Genomic DNA, 17,708 nt, shown 5'->3' on the forward strand with positions numbered 1-17,708 from the left:
ACGACCATTCATTACAGCAACCGATTAAAACGGCGGTTCGCTTTCGAATCCGCTCGAAGCAGCACCCATCGCCCCTCCAAAGGGATCCCGCGCCGCTGTTTCGGCCGTAGCGACCCGTCCGGCCGAGTCAAAATCGCTGTCGAAACCGCTCGACACAATAGTGCTGTATCCGTTGGGATCGTTCGCCGCCACGCTGCCGAAACCGGTATCGTCCCAATCGACAAATTTCGCCTGTTCGCTGCGGAAACGAAGCTTGATCGTATCGACCGCCCCGTTACGGTGCTTGGCCACGATGATCTCGGCCAGCCCCTGCGTCGGCTGGCCGTCTTCGTCCATTGTCATGCCGTAATACTCGGGACGGTGGATGAAGGCCACAATGTCGGCATCCTGTTCGATGGCCCCCGACTCACGCAGGTCGGAGAGCTGGGGACGTTTCGTTCCGCCGCGCGCCTCAACGTTACGGCTCAACTGCGACAGGGCCAGAATCGGCACGTCCAACTCTTTGGCAATTGCCTTGAGCGTTCGCGAGATGGTGGCCACCTCCTGTTCGCGGTTTCCGCGCGTGTCGGTCGTGCCGACGGTCATCAGCTGCAGGTAGTCGATAATCACCAGCTCGATGTTGTGCTGCGCCTTGAGGCGTCGAACCTTCGACCGGAACTCGTAGATCGAGAGGGCAGGGGTGTCGTCGATAAACATCGGAGCGGCCGCCAGCGGTTTGATGGCGTTTTCGAGGTGTTTCCACTCGTCGGGCGAGAGACGGCCGTTCTTGATATTGTGCGAGTCGAGGCCCGATTCGCCGATAATCAGACGGGTCATCAGCTGCACGGCGCTCATTTCGAGCGAGAAGATGGCCACGGCTTTCTGATAGTCGACCGCAATGTTGCGGGCCATGGTCAGCACGAAGGCGGTTTTCCCCATCGCCGGACGCGCCGCGATAATCACCAGGTCGGAGGGCTGCCAACCGAGGGTCAGCCGGTCGAGGTCGGTAAATCCGCTCGGAATACCGCTCAGTCCGTCAGGTTTCTGCGAAGCCTCCTCGATCTTCTGGATCGCCTTGCTGACAATGTCGCGGGCACTCTGGACGTCGCGCCGGATGTTCCCTTCGGCAATCACGAAGATGGCCTGCTCGGCCTGGTTGATGAGTTCTTCGACGTCGATCGAGTCGTCGAACGACTGCTTCTGAATCTCGGTCGAGGCGGCAATCAACTGACGCTGGACGTATTTCTGCGCCACGATCTTGGCGTGGAACTCCAGGTGGGCGGCCGAACCCACTTTCTGGGTCAGTTCGGCCAGGTAGGCCGGTCCGCCGACCATGGCCAGCTGCCCCTTTTTCTGCAACTGCTGACCGACGGTGTAGAGGTCGATGGGTTCGATGCGTGCCGAAAGGTCGAGAATGGCCTGATAGATAATCTGATGGGCCTCACGATAGAACGATTCGGGGACCAGAATCTCCTGAATCCCCAAGATGGCATGTTTTTCGAGCATCAGCGCCCCGAGCACGGCCTCTTCGAGTTCGACGGCCTGCGGCGGAGTGACGCCCATCTGCTGGCTCACGGCCGTTATCTCCTGCGTCTTCTGACGTCGGGTGGCTATTTTCTTGGCTTCCGGGTCTTGTTTGTATTCTGCCATGGTCTTTCGTGTCGTCGTTTGGGACCCGACGCCGAACGGCTGCCGTCGGCTGCGGGCTTCTTATACCAGAAAAAGTAGGCCTTCTGCCGCTCTTTCTCTTCACGGGTGCGGGCTACGTAGAGTTTTTCGCCGGTGTAGGGATTCATCCCCGTGTAGAACATCACCGAGCTGAGCGTCATGGGGGTCGGCGTGAGGTCCTGGACCTGTTCGAGGCGGAAGTGAAGCCGCCGCGTAATCTCGGCCAGTTGTTTCATGTCGGCTTCGGTGCACCCCGGATGGCTCGATATGAAGTAGGGGATCAGCTGGTAGGGCAGTCCTTCGCGCGAGCAAATGTTCCGAAACCGCTCGTTCAGTTGTTCGAACAACCGGAACGAGGGCTTCCGCATCAGGGTGAGCACCCGGTCGGAGGTGTGCTCCGGAGCTACCTTGAGCCGCCCGCTGGTGTGGTATTTGACCACTTCGTCCAGGTAGGGCGAGTCGTCGAACAGGTCGTAACGGATACCGCTCCCGATATAGGCGTGCCGAATTCCCTTCATGCCCCGGATCTTGCGGTAAAGCTCCAGCAGAGGACGGTGGTCGTTGTTCAAATTTGGACAAACTTTCGGGAATATGCAAGAGGGTCGGCTGCACTTGGCACACGCAGTCCGATTACGTCCCGCCATTCGGTACATGTTGGCCGACGGGCCGCCAATGTCGGAGAGATTGCCGCGAAAATCGGCCATCTGCGTAATCTGTTCCACTTCACGCAGGATGGAGGCTTCGCTGCGGGAGCTGATAAACTTGCCCTGATGGGCCGAAATGGTACAGAAGCTGCACCCGCCGAAGCACCCTCGGTGCATATTAACCGAGTGTTTGATCATTTCATAAGCGCTGATCGCCCCCTTGCCGTTGTAACGCGGATGGGGCAGACGGGTGTAGGGCAAATCGAAACTATGGTCGATTTCGGCCTCCGTCAAATAGGGGTAGGGTGGATTGACCACCACGTAGCGGTCGCCGGTCTTCTCGACCAGCACCTGTGCTTCGATCTTATTGGATTCTGTTTCGATGCGGGTGAAATTCTCGCCGAACTTTTCGGGCGACTCCACACACTCCTCGTAGGAGTGGAGGAGAAGTGCCCCCTCGGGGACCCGGTCTGACAGGTAGGCCACCTGCCCCAGTCGGGACAACCGTTTGAGGTTAAATCCATTATGAAGCGTCCGTGCAATTTCGACAATCACGCGGTCGCCCATGCCGTAGGTCAGCAGGTCGGCACCGCTCTCGACCAGAAACGACGGCCGTAAGCGGTCCTGCCAGTAGTCGTAGTGGGTCAGTCGCCGCAGCGAGGCTTCGATACCGCCCACAATCACCGGAACCCCGGGATACAGCTGTTTCAGAATCCGGGTATATACAATCGTCGGATAGTCGGGTCGTTGTCCGGCCCGGCCTCCGGGAGTATAGGCATCGTCGGAACGCAACCGCCGCGTGGCGGTATAGTGGTTAACCATCGAATCCATCGCTCCGGCCGTAACTCCGAAAAAGAGGCGCGGTTTGCCGAGTTTGCGGAAGTCCCGCAGATCGTCACGCCAGTTGGGCTGGGGCACGATCGCCACACGATACCCCTCGGCCTCGAGCAGCCGACCGATAACGGCGGCCCCGAAAGCGGGGTGATCGACATAGGCATCACCCGAGAAGAGGATCACATCCAGTTCCTCCCAGCCACGTGCGGCGACCTCTTTGGCCGACGTCGGCAGAAAACGATTCGTAGAATGAATATCGGACATGCTCACAGCACTTTCATTTTCCGGTTGCACGCATATCGGATTCGGGCATTAGCAGCGACGAATCGCCGTAGCTCAGGAATCGGAATCCGTGCTCCAGCGCATACTTGTAGACCTCCCGCCAACGATCGCCGATCAGAGCCGACACCAGCAGCAACAGGGTGCTCTGGGGCTGGTGGAAGTTGGTGATCAACCCGCGGAGCGTACGCCACCGGTAGCCCGGCGTAATCATGATCTCCGTGGCCGAATGAAGCCGGGTCATCCCCTGTGCCCGCATCCATGCCGCCAAGGCTGTCAGCGGCGACGGGGCATTCTCGGCCGTCGCCCCGTTCCGGTAGGCTTCCCACTGTCCGATAGTGCACTCCGGTTCGGCATCTCCGCCGAGCAGCACCCGTTCACCCAGCACGGCCAGCGACTCCAGCGTCCGCACGGAGGTCGTCCCGACGGCCACGATCCGTCCGGCATCGGCGGCTGCGGCCAGCCGCTCCAGCGTATCCAGTTCGACCTGGAAAAACTCCGTGTGCATGTGGTGATTCCGCGCATCCTTTTCCTTCACGGGCAGGAAGGTACCCGCCCCCACGTGGAGCGTCACCTCGGCCGTCTCGAAACCACGCTCGGGCAAGGAAGCGATGATCTCCGGCGTGAAATGGAGACCTGCTGTCGGCGCCGCCACCGATCCTTCCCACCGGGAATAGACCGTCTGATAACGCACCGTATCGATCTCCTCGCTCTCGCGACACAGGTAGGGCGGAATAGGCGTACGGCCCAACAGTTCCAGCAACTGTCCGAAAGTATGTTCCGAACTCCACGCGAAACGGATCACATCGCCCGCGGGGAGCCGTTCGGCCGACAACACCCCTCCGTCGTATTCGATCTGCAACGGGCCCTCTTTCCACTTTTTGGAATTCCCCACAATGCAGTGCCACTGGCAACTGCCCGTCACGGCAAACGCCCGCTCGTAATCGGCCGGTTCATGGGGTTCGAGGCAGAATATTTCGATTCGCGCCCCGGTCGCCTTATGAAACAACAGGCGTGCCCGGATCACCTTCGTATTGTTGAACACGACCATCGCACCGGCCGGCAGATAGTCGGCCACGTTTCGGAAAACGCTCTCACCGATGGTTCCGTCGCGGAACAGCAGCAGTTTGGACGCGGCCCGATCCTCCAGCGGAAAACGGGCGATCCGCTCGTCAGGCAACGGGTAGTCGAATTCCGTAATGTCTATTGCCTTCTCCATCAAAAACAGTTAAATTTGCGCAAATTTAACGATAAACAATGATTAAAGCAGGCAGCCGAGTGAAATTCATCTCCGACACAGGCGTCGGCATCGTTCGCTCCATCAAGGGCAACATCGCCTATGTCGAAGTGGAAGACGGATTCGAAATTCCGGCACTCATCAGCGATATAGTGGAAGTGGAGATCGAGGAAGAGAATGCGGCCATCGTCAAGATCGGCCCCAGCGATCCCAAACCTTCGGCCGGAGGCGCCGCCTCCGCCACCGCACCGGCCGGTTCCCCGCGAAAGCAGAAAGCCACCGTGCGCGGACTGAACAACTACGGCCGGGTGACGCTGGCCGACGACTACGAAGACGACGAACCGATCGACCTGTCGAAACTGCGCCGTTCGTTCGCCAAGAGCGCCGAGGAGCAGGTCGACCGCACCCCCGCCGCCCCCGAAAAGGCACCGTGGGAAGTGACCGACTACCAGGTTAAACTGCTCTTCGTACCGGCTCCCGACACCGACAAACCGGCCGAAACGGCCGACCTCGAAGCATGGCTGGTCAACGACAGCAGCTACACGCTCTTTTTCAACATCGCCCGCCGCGAACAACGCGCCGCAGGGGCCTACGTGCGGACCATCGAAAGCGGTACGCTGAACGCCGATTCCAAACAGAAAATCAAGCTCTACCGCCGCGCCGAACTGGCCGAAATATCGACCCTGCACATCAGTCTGCTGCCCTATAAGCCGACCGCATTCGTTCCGAGAGCCGTCGAAGCGTTCGACCTGGAGCTCCACCCGCTGAAATTCGTACGGGCCTCTAATTTTACCGAAAACGACTACTTCGACGCACCGGCGTTGGAGTTCATTCTGGCCTCCTCGGACGAACTCTCCGACAACGCCGCTCCGGTCATTCCGGCCACACCGGCCAAACCGGCAGCCCCGAAACCTGCTCCGGCCCACAAACGTTCGACCCGCGACGAAGAGGTGGTTGACCTTCACGCCGAAGCCATCCTCGACTCGACCGAAGGCATGAGTTCGGGCGAAATCCTGCAGGCACAACTGGCCCGTTTCACAGTCGCCCTCGACGGCGCCGTCAAAAGCGGTCACCAGAAACGGATCGTCTTCATCCACGGCGTCGGAAAAGGCAAACTGCGCTACGAGATCGAAAAACTGCTCAAACGCAACTACGCGCGTCTGCGTTATCAGGATGCCTCGTTCGCCGAATACGGCTACGGAGCGATCATGGTATTTTTGAAATAACGTTTCACCGCCACCGACCTCACCCAGTATGCCTGAAGCAGACAAGCAGTGGATCGCCGCATGCGGGCTCTATTGCGGCACGTGCCGAGCGTTTCTGAAACATAAATGTCCTGGATGCTCCTCGCCCCGAAAAGAGGCGAAGTGGTGCAGCCTGCGGAACTGCTGCCGGCAACGCGACATTCTCAGTTGCGCCGAATGCACCGAATACGGAGGTAACGCTCCGAAGACACTCCGGGATTGCAGGAAGTTCAATAACACGATGGGTAAAATCTTCGGTCTGATCTTCCGTTCCGACCGTTTCGGCTGCATTGACCGCATCCGCGAAGTCGGGGCCGAAACTTTTGCCCGCGAGATGGCCGAGAGCGGCAGTTACAACCGTCCGGCCAACCGCAAATAGCACCGATACACCGGTCCGAACGCTCCTCCTTTGTGCCATCGGCCCGCCAGTCGACACAAAACCGGGCAAGAGCAAGAACAGAGCGGGGGAGCATACCGGGCAGGTACAGACGTTTCGAGGCAGCCTTACCGAGAAACGCACAACGATATACTGAAGAGAAATACAAGCAAGGGGGCTCTGCCGCTGCTCCCGGCGCCCACGGGCGAACCGGGAGGGGAGGAAAGTCCGGGCAACACAGGGCACCGCACTGGTGAAACTGCCAGACGGGCGTAAGTTCGTGCCACCGTAACAGAGAACAACCGCCGCAGCTGAGCGCCTCGCCCTCCACGGGTGAGACCGGCCAGGCAAGGGTGCAAAGGTGGTGTAAGAGACCACCGGTGCCGGCAGCAATGTCGGCAGCCGTACGGACTGCGGGTTGCAAGACCATGTACACCGATGCTGCTCTGCGCAAGGGTTTCGATCCGGGCGCGAGGCTGAAGGGCGGCCCGTCCGAGTCGGGGGGTAGGTTGCTGACGATCCGTCGGGAGACCGTCGGGCTGGATAAATGGCAGAGGCTTGAAGGGGGGGACAGGTTGTTTCGGTTCTCCGGAGCAGGAATGACACCCCTCGAAAAGTACAGAACCCGGCTTATACCCTTTGCTTGTTCCCATCAACGCGGGGTTGCAATCGAAAATTGCAACCCCGTTTTTTTACTTTCTCCTCACCACCTTGCGCGATTGCAAAGATATTCGTACCTTGCTCCCGAAAACCATACCCTTTGATATAACAAACCAGACAAGACAATATTGATACATACATAAGAAGCGTTAGCTTTTCTTCTTGCTTTCCGAAACTTCGACACTTTCCCAAAAGCAACCAAGAGTAAAGCGGTAACGCTCACGTGGTGACACGTGGGCTTTACTTATTTGGTTGCACAGGTAGTCGAAGACCTCGGAAAGCAAATAAGATTCAAAGCCCACGCTTTTTGTTTGTAATCAGCGACTTCATTTTTCCACCAAACAAACAAAACACCATGAAAAAACTATTCGTATGGCTCAGTCTCGGGCTCACGCTGCTCAGCAGCTGCAACGACAAAAGCAAGGACACCCCTTCACTGATTACCGACCCCGTTTTACCACCCGTTACGGAAGAGTTCACCCCCGGGACAAGCGTCACAATCAGCGGTACCGGTTTCACTGCCTCAGACGAGATCTGGCTCCGTCTGCCGGTCAAAGCGACCGGAGGAGATATCCAGGCCACCATCACCTCGCAGACCTCCACGCAGATCACCTTTACAGTTCCGGAGGGCGTAACACCGGGAGAATATACCCTGATCCTCAAACGCGGCAGCGAAGAGATGCAACTCGGCGCCATCACCATCGGCGAGAGCAGCAGCGTGACCGATGCCAAGCTCTACGGACTGGGACCCGACGGAGTATACGGTATCGACAAGCAGACATACGCGCTCAACACGTTGGTCGAAACCGGCAACTGCAGTTTCAGCGGACGCAACGTGTATGACGCTTCGAAAAACACGATTTACAGCATCGAATGGGACGAAGAGTCAGCATCACAGGACGACGGTGACAAGTATGTCACGAAAAGCTGGCTGGGAATCCTTAATCTGAACGCCAACACCTACACCCGGCTCGATTTGCCCGACGACATCGACTTTTTTGTCCACTTGCAGGACGGTCAGCCGACCCTGCTGGCGCAACCGGACGAAAACGACGACCACATCCGAATCTACACGATCAATCTAGCCACGGGAGCGCTGACCGAGACCCTCGACCTGGGCTCGTGGAAAAGTGCTTTCGAGGTATCGGGCGACTATTCATTCCAAATTCTGGGGAGCTACCTCAAAGGACAATCGATCTATATGGCCGTCTCCATCACCGAACAACAGACCTATCAATCTGAATACCGCTACCTGGCTCTCGACCTGAGTTCACCCGCCATCATCCCCGGCGACACGATACAAAGTGACAATACGGAGAGCGACATCTATTTCTTTGAACGGCAGGGACAACTGTACACCACCCTCACCGTACATACCGGGACGGACGGTTCCGCTCCCTATTTCAGCCGCATCCAGCTTTTCGATCCGGCCAACCTTACCGTAACCGAAACGTTCTGTACATTGGAAGAGATGGACTGCTATGCCCCGCAGTACGATGCAGCCACCGACCGGCTCTACTGGCCGAGCTACTGGGAAAACGTCGAAGAAGGTACGGAAGACGTGACAACCCGTACCGACCTGTACGGTTTGGATTTTACCACCCGCACAGCCACTAAAATATACACCTGGGATGAGACAATCTGGGATTTGGTGCTTGCATATTAACGAAAGCTGACCGCAATTAACAGAGAAGGGATGGCACGATTGCCATCCCTTCTCTGTTTCTGGGGTTCGATACGTTAGAACTGAGATAGCATCGGGTAGTCCAGCGAGAAGTGCAACCCGACACTCTCTTTCATCTGCTGCGCCTGCTTGATGATCAGATACCCGACTGCGATCATGTTTCGCAGTTCGCACAGGTTTTTCGACAGCGTCGAACGCTTGTAGAGGTGCTCGGTCTCTTCGTAGATGATCTGCAGACGGTGCATGGCCCGTTCCAGACGGATGTTCGACCGCACGATCCCCACATAGTTCGACATAATCTGCTGCACCTCCTTGACACTCTGGGTAATCAGCACCATCTCTTCGGGATGTGAGGTGCCCTTGTAGTCCCAGTCGGGCAGCCCGTCCTGCCAGGTCAGGTTGTCGATCACCGACAGTGAATGCCGTGCAGCCTGCTCGGCATAGACCACAGCCTCGATCAGTGAATTGGATGCCAGACGATTGGCACCGTGCAGACCGGTCGAAGCCGTTTCCCCGATGGCATAGAGTCGCTTGATGGAGGTTTCACCGTTCATGTCCACCTTCACCCCGCCGCAGCAGTAGTGGGCCGCCGGAACCACCGGTATGAAATCTTTCGTAATGTCGATCCCGATCGACAGACACTTCTTGTTGATGTTCGGGAAATGGTCGCGTGTCAGTTCCGGATCCTTATGGGTCACGTCAAGATAGACATACTCTTCGCCGCGCAGCTTCAGTTCATGGTCGATGCTGCGTGCCACCACGTCACGCGGCGCCAGCGACCCCATCGGATGGTACTTCTGCATGAACTCTTTTCCATCCTGGGTCCGAAGAATAGCACCGAATCCGCGGATGGCCTCAGAAATCAGGAACGAAGGCCGTTCGCCCGGATTGTAGAGCGAAGTGGGGTGGAACTGGATAAACTCCATATTCTCGATAATCCCTTTGGCACGGTGAACGAGGGCGATGCCGTCACCGGTCGCACCGGCCGGATTGGTCGTGGTATGGTAAACGTTCCCGGTACCGCCCGTCGCCAGGACGGTAACTTTGGCCCGCACGGTAAACACCTCCTGTGTGTCGAGTTTCAGGATATAGGCACCGTAGCATTCGGTTCCGGGAATCGACCGTTTGACGAGTTTGCCCAAATGGTGCTGCGTAAGCAGGTCGACTGCAAAGTGGCGTTCCAGAATTTCGATATTGGGATGTTCGCGTACCCGGTCGATCAGTCGGTTTTCGACCTCGGCTCCCGTGTAATCTTTATGGTGGAGAATTCGGTGATGGGTATGGCCACCTTCACGCGCCAATTCATAACGGCTGCCGTCTGCGACCCGGTCGAAATCGACGCCCCAGGCTATCAGCTGTCGGATCTGGGCAGGAGCGTTACGGACAACCAATTCCACGACTTCGCGGTTGTTTTTGTGCGAGCCGCAGATCATCGTATCTTCGATATGCTGTTCGAAGTCATCGGGTTCATAGGTTACACTGGCGATACCGCCCTGTGCATGATAGGTATTGGCGTCGTCCAGGCGACTTTTCGTCACCAACAGCACCCGGCCATGGTCGGCCACCTTCAGGGCAAAACTGAGTCCTGCGATACCGGAGCCGATCACCAAAAAGTCACAATCTCTGTTCATTAGATTTATGCTGGGTAAGATGTTCTGAAATTGAATGAGTAAAGTTACACACAAATTCTGAAAATCGGTCGATATTTTTCAGATAATCTTCCGTCGGCCGTGAGTTTCTGTATGTGAGATAACTATTTTTGCGGGAGATTTTTTCACCGTATGACGACCTTAAATCCACACTGCAACACCTCGGAACGGCCCGCCGCGCGACGCCGTTCATCAAGCCATCTGGTACTTGGCTCGCTCGTCAGTCTTCTGACCCTTCTCCCGTCCCTGAAGGCCTCCGCCCAATGGAGTGTCGGACTGAACGGCGGTTACGCCCGCAACATTCTCACAACCAGCCAGGAGTATGCCGACGAACAACGCTACGAACCGCACAACGGCTTTACGATCGGCATTCCGGTTCAGTACGACTTTCGTTCGTGGTTCGGTCTGCGTGCCGAACTCAGTTTTGTGCAAAAAGGGCAGTCCTCCTACCGAACGGGATATTACGAAGGGATCTACACCGATACACGCAACAACTACCTGCAACTGCCCGTGATGGCGCACTTTTCGTTCGGGGGCGAGCGTCTGAGGGGGTTCCTCCACCTGGGCGGTTATGTCGGCTACTGGCTCTCCAGCCACCGACAGGGAGTTACGGCCGTACTGATGGGTTCCAACCCCGAGACCGGAGACCTGCCGTATCCGTTTGACGAAAAAGTTCCGTTCGATTCACGCCGCGACAACCGTTTCGAAGCCGGATTGGCCGGCGGGATCGGTCTCTACTACCGCATAACGCCCCGCATCCGCATCGAAGCCGAAGGGCGGTGCTATTATGCGCTGACCGACATGCAGAAAAACTACATGAAATTCCTGATCCCACGCTACAACACGACCTTCACAACGCAAATCGGATGTGTCATTACCCTGGGTAAACTCAACAAGTAAACTTGCCATGAAACACATATATCGCCTGATTCTTGTCGCCACCGTCATCACCCTGACATCGGTATCGTGCCGGCGTCAGTCGCCCGAACTCACCAACCCAAACGAGATACGGGTAAACACCGGAACCCCCTCGCAAGTTTTCCTCGCCTTCTGGCAGGGGATGAACAACTCGTACGGCTTTTGGGATATCGACCCCACAGACTGGGACGCCGTGTATGACCACTACCTGCCTGTATTCAAACGTCTGGATACCGAGCTGGCCGAACTGCCCACCACCGAAGATCGCATGAACCGTCTCCAAGAGGTGTACACCGAAATGTGCAAAGAGCTGATCGACCACCACCTGACCATCACCTTCTATCCGGAGACCGACTCGGCCTTTCGCATTTCGCCCGGCATGCTGGAAGCCCAGAGCCGTGATTATGCCCACCAAAAGCAACTGATCAACAACACGCTGCGCACGGTGTACGAGGCCAACAAGCAGGCCGGCCGCATCACGGACGACGTGGTAGGAATCTACAATGACCCTTCGGGCGAAAACTCCATACTGGCCATCTCATATCGAATAGACGGAGTTATATATCTGCATTTTACCTCTTTTTCATTTACGGGCGCCATCGAAAACAACCCGGGTAATCCGGCCGAAGAGGCCCTACGCAACTTCCAGCGGCTGATCCTCGAGACTCCTGACATCCGGGGCGTTATCATCGACGTGCGCGACAACGGCGGAGGCTACCTGGACGACATGAACGAATTACTCGCCTACATGATTGACTCCCCGCTGCACTTTGCCTACACGCGGGTCAAAAGCGGTCTGGGACGTTTGGACTACGATCCCTGGGTACCCGCCACGGTAGATCCCGCACCCCGACACCGTAAAATAGAAGCTCCGATCGTGGTACTGACCAACCTCTATTCGGTCAGCATGTCCGAACTGACAGCCATGGCCGTTTCGGCCCTGCCCAACGGATGCGTCATCGGCGAACGCAGCTTCGGCGGCACGGGTCCGCTGACCGGCGACTTCCTCTATTCCTATAATGGTTCCGTCTCCAACGCGGCGGTCAACATCTACTGCGCCACGGCCATGACCAAAGATATTCATGGCGAGATTCATGAAGGAGTCGGCATCGTACCGGACATCGAGGTACTGCAGGATGCGACCATGGAGGCCCAGTTGGCCAACGGCGTCGACCTGCAACTGGAACGGGCCCTGGAGTACATCCGCACGGGGAAATAACCCGTCCGGACACCCGTTTCCGACTGGCAGCTTCGACCGCTCACCCACCTACCGGCTCCCCCTCGGGGGAGCTTTTTCTTGACTATACCGTAAATTTTCCATTCGCATACACCGAAAAACTTGTTACTTTTGTGACCGCAACCGCCAGCGATTGCTCCCACCGATTCACACTAACCCAAATAAATGACCCACTCATCAGGAACCATTCGCCAAAGCGCTACGGTTATTCGCGTCGATGCGACCCAAATCGAGGTCGAAGTGTGTCGTCCCGAAGCCTGCGCCGCCTGTAAAGCGAAGAGCGTATGCAGCGAAGGGGGAGGGCAGGGCAAACGCATGACCCTCGCCAACGACGGACAAGGCTACCAACTCGGCGAACAGATCACCCTGGTGATGCGCCGTTCGGCCGGTCTGAAAGCCGTCGTAATCGCCTATCTGGTCCCCGTCATTCTGGTTGTGGCCGCCCTGCTGGTATTCCAGACCGTGCAAATCAAGGAAACCGTGGCCGCCATTTCGACCCTCGTGCTGCTGGGTCTCTATTTTCTGGTCATTCGACTGCTGCGCTGCCGCCTCAATCGTGAACTTACCATCGAAATCGAAAAAGAAATCGGACAATAATGAACGTAACACTAATCTACACCATCGCCATCCTGGTAGGGCTCGGACTCATAGCAGCCGTCGTGCTCTACTTCGTTGCGCAGAAATTCAAAGTCTATGAAGATCCCCGGATCGACGAGACTGAAGCCAAACTTCCCGGTGCCAACTGCGGCGGCTGCGGATTCCCCGGCTGCCGGGGGATGGCCGAAGCACTGGTCAAAAACGACGACATCTCGAACCTCTACTGCCCGGTGGGCGGCGCCCCGACCATGAAGGTCATCGCCGAATACCTCGGTAAGGCCGTCGCCGAAAAAGAGCCCATGGTAGCCGTGGTACGTTGCGGCGGCTCGCACTGCAACCGTCCCCGCACCAACACCTTCGACGGAGCCCGTTCCTGCGCCGTCGAAGCCTCGCTCTACGGCGGCGAAACCGGTTGCGTCTTCGGCTGCCTCGGCAACGGCGACTGCACCACCGTCTGCAACTTCGGCGCCATCCGCATGAACCCCGAAACCGGCCTGCCCGAAGTCGACGAAGAGAAATGTACCGCCTGCGGTGCCTGCGTGAAAGCCTGCCCGAGAAACGTGATCGAACTCCGCAAAAAAGGCCCCAAAGGACGCCGCGTCTATGTCAACTGCATCAACAAAGACAAAGGCGCCATCACCCGCAAAGCCTGCACCGTCGGCTGTATCGGCTGCGGCAAATGTGTCAAGACCTGTCCCTTCGGCGCCATCACGCTCGAAAACAATGTGGCCTACATCGATCCGGCCAAATGCCGCATGTGCCGTAAATGCGTAGCCGTTTGTCCGACCGGCGCCATCCAGGAAGTGAACTTCCCGCCGCGTCCCGCCGAAAAATCGGCCACGACCGACAACAACGCAGCCCAGCCTGCCGCCAAGCCGGCAGCAGCACCGGCTCCAGCCGCCGCACAACCGCAGGCAGCACCCGCTAAGGAAACCAAAACCGCAGAAGAAGGAGGGGAACAACATGCTTAAGACCTTCAGACTGGGTGGCGTTCACCCGCACGACTATAAAATCAGCAAAGACGCAGCCATCCGGGTATTCGACATTCCGAAAACCGTAACCATTCCGCTGGGCCAGCACATCGGCGCACCGGCCACCGCCACCGTCCAGAAAGGCGACAAGGTGCTGGTGGGCGACGTAATCGGCACCGCGACCGGTTTCGTATCCGCCAACATCCACAGTTCCGTATCCGGTACCGTCACCAGCGTGGATGCCGTGCCCGACGGAGCCAACCTCCGCAAACCGGCCGTGACGATCGCCGTCGAAGGGGATGAATGGAACCCCGCCATCGACCGCACCGACACGCTGGTCAAAACGTGCAACCTGGAACCCAAGGAGATCATTGCCAAAATCGCCGCAGCCGGCATCGTCGGCCTCGGCGGCGCCACCTTCCCGACCCAGGTAAAACTCTCCGTCCCGCCCGGCAAGAAAGCCGAAATGCTTATCATCAACGGCGTCGAATGTGAACCCTACCTGACCGCCGACTATCGTCTGATGCTCGAACACGCCGAAGAACTGCTCGTCGGATGCGAAATTCTGATGCGCGCCCTCGGAGTGGAGCAGTGCTACATCGGTATCGAAAACAACAAGCCCGCCGCCATCAAACACCTGAACGAAATCCTCGGCAGCGGCCAGTACAATAAAGGAATCAGCGTAGTTCCGCTGAAAATGCGTTACCCGCAGGGCGGTGAAAAACAGCTAATCGCCGCCATCTCCAAACGCGAAGTGCCGAGCGGAGGCCTGCCCATCGACGTCGGCGCCGTAGTTCAAAACGTCGGCACCACCTATGCCGTTTACCAGGCTGTTCAGAAAAACCGCCCGATCGTCGATCGCGTCGTTACCGTCACCGGCAAACAACTCGCCCAGCCGTCGAACCTGCTGGTACGTATCGGTACCCCGATCAGCGCCCTGATTGAAGCCTGCGGCGGACTGCCCGCCGATACCGGCAAAGTCATCAACGGCGGTCCGATGATGGGTCGCGCCATGGCCAACATCGACGCTCCCGTCACCAAAGGTACCTCCGGTGTGCTGCTGATGAGCGAGAAAGAGTCGCTCCGCACGCCCGAAATGCCCTGTATCCAGTGTGCCAAATGTGTCGACGCCTGCCCGATGGGACTCGAGCCCTTCCTGATCTCGAAACTCTCGCGGCTGCGCCTCTACGACCGCTTGGAGCCCCATCACGTGACAGACTGTATCGAATGTGGCTGCTGCGCGTTCACCTGCCCCTCGCACCTGCCGCTGCTGGACTACATCCGTCTGGGTAAAGCCGAAACCATGAAATTAATCCGGGCACGAAAAGCCAAATAAAGAAATTCCAGATTATGAGCAATAGAATAGTAGCCCCATCGCCTCACCTGCACGGGGAGTTGTCTACACCTCGGATCATGCGCGACGTGGTGATCGCCCTGATTCCGGCCTTCGCCTTTTCGCTTTTCATCTACGGTCTGAACGCCCTGGTGGTCACCGCCATCGCCGTCGTCTCCTGCATGCTCTTCGAATGGCTGATCAATCGATTCATGCTGCGACGCGCATCGACCCTCGGCGACTGGTCCGCCGTAGTGACCGGTACGTTGCTGGCCTTCAACCTTCCGGCCAACATCTCGCCGTGGCTGATCGTGCTTGGTGCACTCGTAGCCATCGGCATCGGTAAAATGTCGTTCGGCGGACTCGGCCGCAACCTCTTCAACCCCGCCCTGGTGGGTCGTGTCTTCCTGCTGATCTCGTTCCCGGTACAGATGACCCTCTTCCCCGACACCCCCGGTGTCGATGCCATCACCGGCGCCACCCCGCTGGCCTTCGTCAAAGAGGCCATGAAAACCGGAACCCCCGTTGCCGACATCATGCCCAACATCGACCTCGGCGGCATGCTCCTCGGTTTCAAAGACGGTTCGATGGGTGAAATCGGCGCCCTGGCCCTGCTGATCGGCGGCATCTACCTGCTGATCCGCAAAGTCATCACCTGGCACATCCCCGTATTCGTATTGGGCAGCATCTTCGTCTTCGCCTCGATTCTGTGGCTGATCGACCCCGCCCAATACATGAACCCGCTGTTCCACCTCTTCGCCGGCGGTGCCATGCTCGGCGCCATCTTCATGGCCACGGACTACGTCACCTCGCCCATGAGCAAGGCCGGACAGATCATCTACGCCATCGGGATCGGCGTAATTACCATCCTGATCCGCGTATGGGGAGCCTACCCGGAAGGGATCTCGTTCGCCATCCTGATTATGAACGCCACCGTTCCGCTGATTAACATGTATGTGAAACCCAGCCGTTTCGGCGGCCGCAGCCCTAAAAAGAAGTAAGAGATATGGCCATGCAAAGCTCACTCAAAAATATGGTGATCGTGCTGGGATCCATCACCCTGGTATCCAGCGCAGCGGTCGGCGGCATCTACCTGCTGACCAAAGAACCGATCGAAGCGGCACAGATCAAGAAAGTCAACGACGCCATCGCCCAGGTGATGCCCGAATTTGACAACGTTCCCTCGGAAGAGGCCATCGTCAAAGAGGCCGACGGCGAAAACGTCAACGTATATCCCGCCACCCTGAACGGAGAACCCGTAGGTTACGCCATCGAAACCTTCTCGAAAAACGGTTTCGGTGGTAAAATGTCCCTGATGGTCGGCTTCCTGCCCGACGGAACCATCAAAGACATCTCGGTGATCTCGCAGAACGAAACCCCCGGTCTGGGCGATAAGATCCAGAAATCGAAATCGAACTTCGCCGTACAGTTCGAAGGCAAGAATCCCGCCACCTTCAAACTGGCCGTCAAGAAAGACGGTGGCGATGTTGACGCCATCACCGCCTCGACCATCTCGTCGCGCGCCTTTACCGACGCCGTGCAACGTGCCTACAACATCCTGCAAGCCGTACTGAACGACACCCAGGTGGAAGCTACCTCCGGAGCAACTGCCAAAGCCGAACCCGAACCCAAAAAGGAAAAAGCACCCGTGTCGAAACCCAAGCCGCAGGAACCCGAAGAAGAAAAATTCGAGTTTGACCCGACCGCTGTCAAAGGGGCGCTTCCCTACGATGCCAACAGCGGCGCCACTGCCTCGGCAGAAAACAGCGACTCAAGTAGCACCCAGAAAGGAGGAGAATAACCATGACAAAACTTCAACTGATAACCAAAGGGCTGATTAAAGAGAACCCGACATTCGTTCTGATGCTGGGTATGTGCCCTACGCTGGGTACCACCACCTCGGCCATCAACGGCATGAGTATGGGTATCGCCACGATGTTTGTGCTCATCATGTCGAACATCGTGATCTCGCTGGTCAAAAACGTCATTCCGGCCAAAGTCCGCATCCCGAGCTTTATCGTCATCATCGCCTCCTTCGTGACCGTCGTGCAGCTCGTCATGCAGGCCTACGTCCCCGATCTCTACAACACCCTCGGCGTCTTCATCCCGCTGATCGTGGTGAACTGTATCATCCTCGGGCGTGCCGAAGCCTTCGCCTCGAAACACGGCCCCTTCGCCTCAATGCTCGACGGTCTCGGCATCGGACTGGGTTTCACCTGCTCGCTGACCCTGCTCGGCATCGTCCGTGAGGTTCTCGGCTCGGGTTCCATCTTCGGCTCGAAATTCCTTCCCGCCGGAGTCGACGGCATTCTGGTCTTCGTTCTCGCCCCCGGTGCTTTCATCGCGCTGGGCTACCTGCTGGTTCTGTTCAACAAATTCACCGCAAAATTGCGATAAT

The 17,708-nt window shown here is 57.6% G+C and carries 15 protein-coding genes and 1 other RNA gene; 12 read left to right on the forward strand and 4 right to left on the reverse strand.

Annotated elements, in window-relative coordinates; all coding sequences use genetic code 11:
* Window positions 1-24 precede the first annotated feature (24 nt).
* From dnaB to BQ5379_RS02595, 3 genes are read right to left on the reverse strand one after another with little or no spacing between them, the layout of a single operon-like run.
* Window positions 25-1,629 (reverse strand): replicative DNA helicase, encoded by a 1,605-nt coding sequence (dnaB, locus tag BQ5379_RS02585; protein WP_083377539.1) that lies wholly within the window; start codon window positions 1,627-1,629, stop codon window positions 25-27.
* On the reverse strand, window positions 1,590-3,389 hold the full coding sequence (locus BQ5379_RS02590; protein WP_071133996.1) for a YgiQ family radical SAM protein: 1,800 nt from the start codon (window positions 3,387-3,389) through the stop codon (window positions 1,590-1,592). The genes dnaB and BQ5379_RS02590 overlap by 40 nt, the downstream gene beginning before the upstream one ends.
* 13 nt (window positions 3,390-3,402) lie before the next feature.
* On the reverse strand, window positions 3,403-4,623 hold the full coding sequence (locus BQ5379_RS02595; RefSeq protein WP_071133997.1) for an S-adenosylmethionine:tRNA ribosyltransferase-isomerase: 1,221 nt from the start codon (window positions 4,621-4,623) through the stop codon (window positions 3,403-3,405).
* 38 nt (window positions 4,624-4,661) lie between these two features.
* Here BQ5379_RS02595 and BQ5379_RS02600 point away from each other — a divergent pair, with 38 nt between their 5' ends.
* The 4 genes from BQ5379_RS02600 (at window position 4,662) to BQ5379_RS02615 (ending at window position 8,587) form a co-directional block, all read left to right on the forward strand.
* Entirely contained in the window at window positions 4,662-5,867 is a 1,206-nt protein-coding gene (locus tag BQ5379_RS02600) for a Smr/MutS family protein (protein ID WP_071133998.1), read from the forward strand.
* A gap of 28 nt (window positions 5,868-5,895) precedes the next feature.
* Entirely contained in the window at window positions 5,896-6,264 is a 369-nt protein-coding gene (locus BQ5379_RS02605; protein ID WP_071133999.1) for a DUF3795 domain-containing protein, read from the forward strand.
* 164 nt (window positions 6,265-6,428) lie between these two features.
* An RNA gene (rnpB, locus tag BQ5379_RS02610) (RNase P RNA component class A) lies at window positions 6,429-6,910 on the forward strand.
* Window positions 6,911-7,276: 366 nt separating this feature from the next.
* A complete protein-coding gene (locus BQ5379_RS02615) occupies window positions 7,277-8,587 on the forward strand; it encodes a DUF4784 family protein (protein ID WP_071134000.1) in 1,311 nt (436 codons plus the stop codon).
* Between the two features lie 74 nt (window positions 8,588-8,661).
* Here BQ5379_RS02615 and nadB read toward each other — a convergent pair whose 3' ends face one another.
* Entirely contained in the window at window positions 8,662-10,236 is a 1,575-nt protein-coding gene (nadB, locus tag BQ5379_RS02620; protein ID WP_071134001.1) for an L-aspartate oxidase, read from the reverse strand.
* Window positions 10,237-10,386: 150 nt separating this feature from the next.
* On the opposite strand from nadB, the gene BQ5379_RS02625 reads away from it, so the two are divergent.
* From BQ5379_RS02625 to BQ5379_RS02660, 8 genes are all read left to right on the forward strand, one after another.
* Window positions 10,387-11,154, forward strand: a complete 768-nt coding sequence (locus BQ5379_RS02625) for a porin family protein (RefSeq protein WP_083377540.1) — start codon at window positions 10,387-10,389, stop codon at window positions 11,152-11,154.
* Between the two features lie 7 nt (window positions 11,155-11,161).
* Window positions 11,162-12,391: a S41 family peptidase gene (locus BQ5379_RS02630; RefSeq protein ID WP_071134002.1), complete on the forward strand. Its 1,230-nt coding sequence runs from the start codon at window positions 11,162-11,164 to the stop codon at window positions 12,389-12,391.
* A gap of 183 nt (window positions 12,392-12,574) precedes the next feature.
* Window positions 12,575-13,006 carry a SoxR reducing system RseC family protein gene (locus BQ5379_RS02635; RefSeq protein ID WP_071134003.1) on the forward strand — a complete coding sequence of 144 codons (432 nt, stop codon included), beginning with the start codon at window positions 12,575-12,577 and terminating at the stop codon, window positions 13,004-13,006.
* Window positions 13,006-13,977, forward strand: a complete 972-nt coding sequence (locus BQ5379_RS02640; protein WP_071134004.1) for a Fe-S cluster domain-containing protein — start codon at window positions 13,006-13,008, stop codon at window positions 13,975-13,977. The genes BQ5379_RS02635 and BQ5379_RS02640 overlap by 1 nt, the downstream gene beginning before the upstream one ends.
* The gene (rsxC, locus tag BQ5379_RS02645) at window positions 13,970-15,313 is read left to right on the forward strand and encodes an electron transport complex subunit RsxC (RefSeq protein ID WP_071134005.1); all 1,344 of its coding nucleotides are present in this window, start codon (window positions 13,970-13,972) and stop codon (window positions 15,311-15,313) included. Before BQ5379_RS02640 ends, rsxC begins: the two co-directional genes overlap by 8 nt.
* 14 nt (window positions 15,314-15,327) lie before the next feature.
* On the forward strand, window positions 15,328-16,311 hold the full coding sequence (locus tag BQ5379_RS02650; protein ID WP_071134006.1) for an RnfABCDGE type electron transport complex subunit D: 984 nt from the start codon (window positions 15,328-15,330) through the stop codon (window positions 16,309-16,311).
* A 5-nt stretch (window positions 16,312-16,316) separates the two neighbouring features.
* A complete protein-coding gene (locus BQ5379_RS02655) occupies window positions 16,317-17,111 on the forward strand; it encodes an RnfABCDGE type electron transport complex subunit G (RefSeq protein WP_071134007.1) in 795 nt (264 codons plus the stop codon).
* Between the two features lie 2 nt (window positions 17,112-17,113).
* Window positions 17,114-17,707, forward strand: coding sequence for an RnfABCDGE type electron transport complex subunit E (locus BQ5379_RS02660; protein WP_071134008.1), 594 nt, complete (start codon window positions 17,114-17,116; stop codon window positions 17,705-17,707).
* Window position 17,708: the final 1 nt, after the last annotated feature.

Origin of the sequence: Millionella massiliensis (assembly GCF_900104655.1) — a bacterium.
In the GTDB taxonomy this organism is placed as follows: Bacteria; Bacteroidota; Bacteroidia; order Bacteroidales; family Rikenellaceae; genus Rikenella; species Rikenella massiliensis.

Coding starts and splice junctions, on each gene's coding strand:
- BQ5379_RS02660 (WP_071134008.1), top strand. CDS start 17,114: ATGACAAAACTTCAACTGATAACCAAAGGGCTGATTAAAGAGAACCCG.
- dnaB (WP_083377539.1), bottom strand. CDS start 1,629: ATGGCAGAATACAAACAAGACCCGGAAGCCAAGAAAATAGCCACCCGA.
- BQ5379_RS02615 (WP_071134000.1), top strand. CDS start 7,277: ATGAAAAAACTATTCGTATGGCTCAGTCTCGGGCTCACGCTGCTCAGC.
- BQ5379_RS02640 (WP_071134004.1), top strand. CDS start 13,006: ATGAACGTAACACTAATCTACACCATCGCCATCCTGGTAGGGCTCGGA.
- BQ5379_RS02630 (WP_071134002.1), top strand. CDS start 11,162: ATGAAACACATATATCGCCTGATTCTTGTCGCCACCGTCATCACCCTG.
- nadB (WP_071134001.1), bottom strand. CDS start 10,236: ATGAACAGAGATTGTGACTTTTTGGTGATCGGCTCCGGTATCGCAGGA.
- BQ5379_RS02650 (WP_071134006.1), top strand. CDS start 15,328: ATGAGCAATAGAATAGTAGCCCCATCGCCTCACCTGCACGGGGAGTTG.
- BQ5379_RS02605 (WP_071133999.1), top strand. CDS start 5,896: ATGCCTGAAGCAGACAAGCAGTGGATCGCCGCATGCGGGCTCTATTGC.
- BQ5379_RS02635 (WP_071134003.1), top strand. CDS start 12,575: ATGACCCACTCATCAGGAACCATTCGCCAAAGCGCTACGGTTATTCGC.
- BQ5379_RS02600 (WP_071133998.1), top strand. CDS start 4,662: ATGATTAAAGCAGGCAGCCGAGTGAAATTCATCTCCGACACAGGCGTC.
- BQ5379_RS02595 (WP_071133997.1), bottom strand. CDS start 4,623: ATGGAGAAGGCAATAGACATTACGGAATTCGACTACCCGTTGCCTGAC.
- BQ5379_RS02655 (WP_071134007.1), top strand. CDS start 16,317: ATGGCCATGCAAAGCTCACTCAAAAATATGGTGATCGTGCTGGGATCC.
- BQ5379_RS02625 (WP_083377540.1), top strand. CDS start 10,387: ATGACGACCTTAAATCCACACTGCAACACCTCGGAACGGCCCGCCGCG.
- rsxC (WP_071134005.1), top strand. CDS start 13,970: ATGCTTAAGACCTTCAGACTGGGTGGCGTTCACCCGCACGACTATAAA.
- BQ5379_RS02590 (WP_071133996.1), bottom strand. CDS start 3,389: ATGTCCGATATTCATTCTACGAATCGTTTTCTGCCGACGTCGGCCAAA.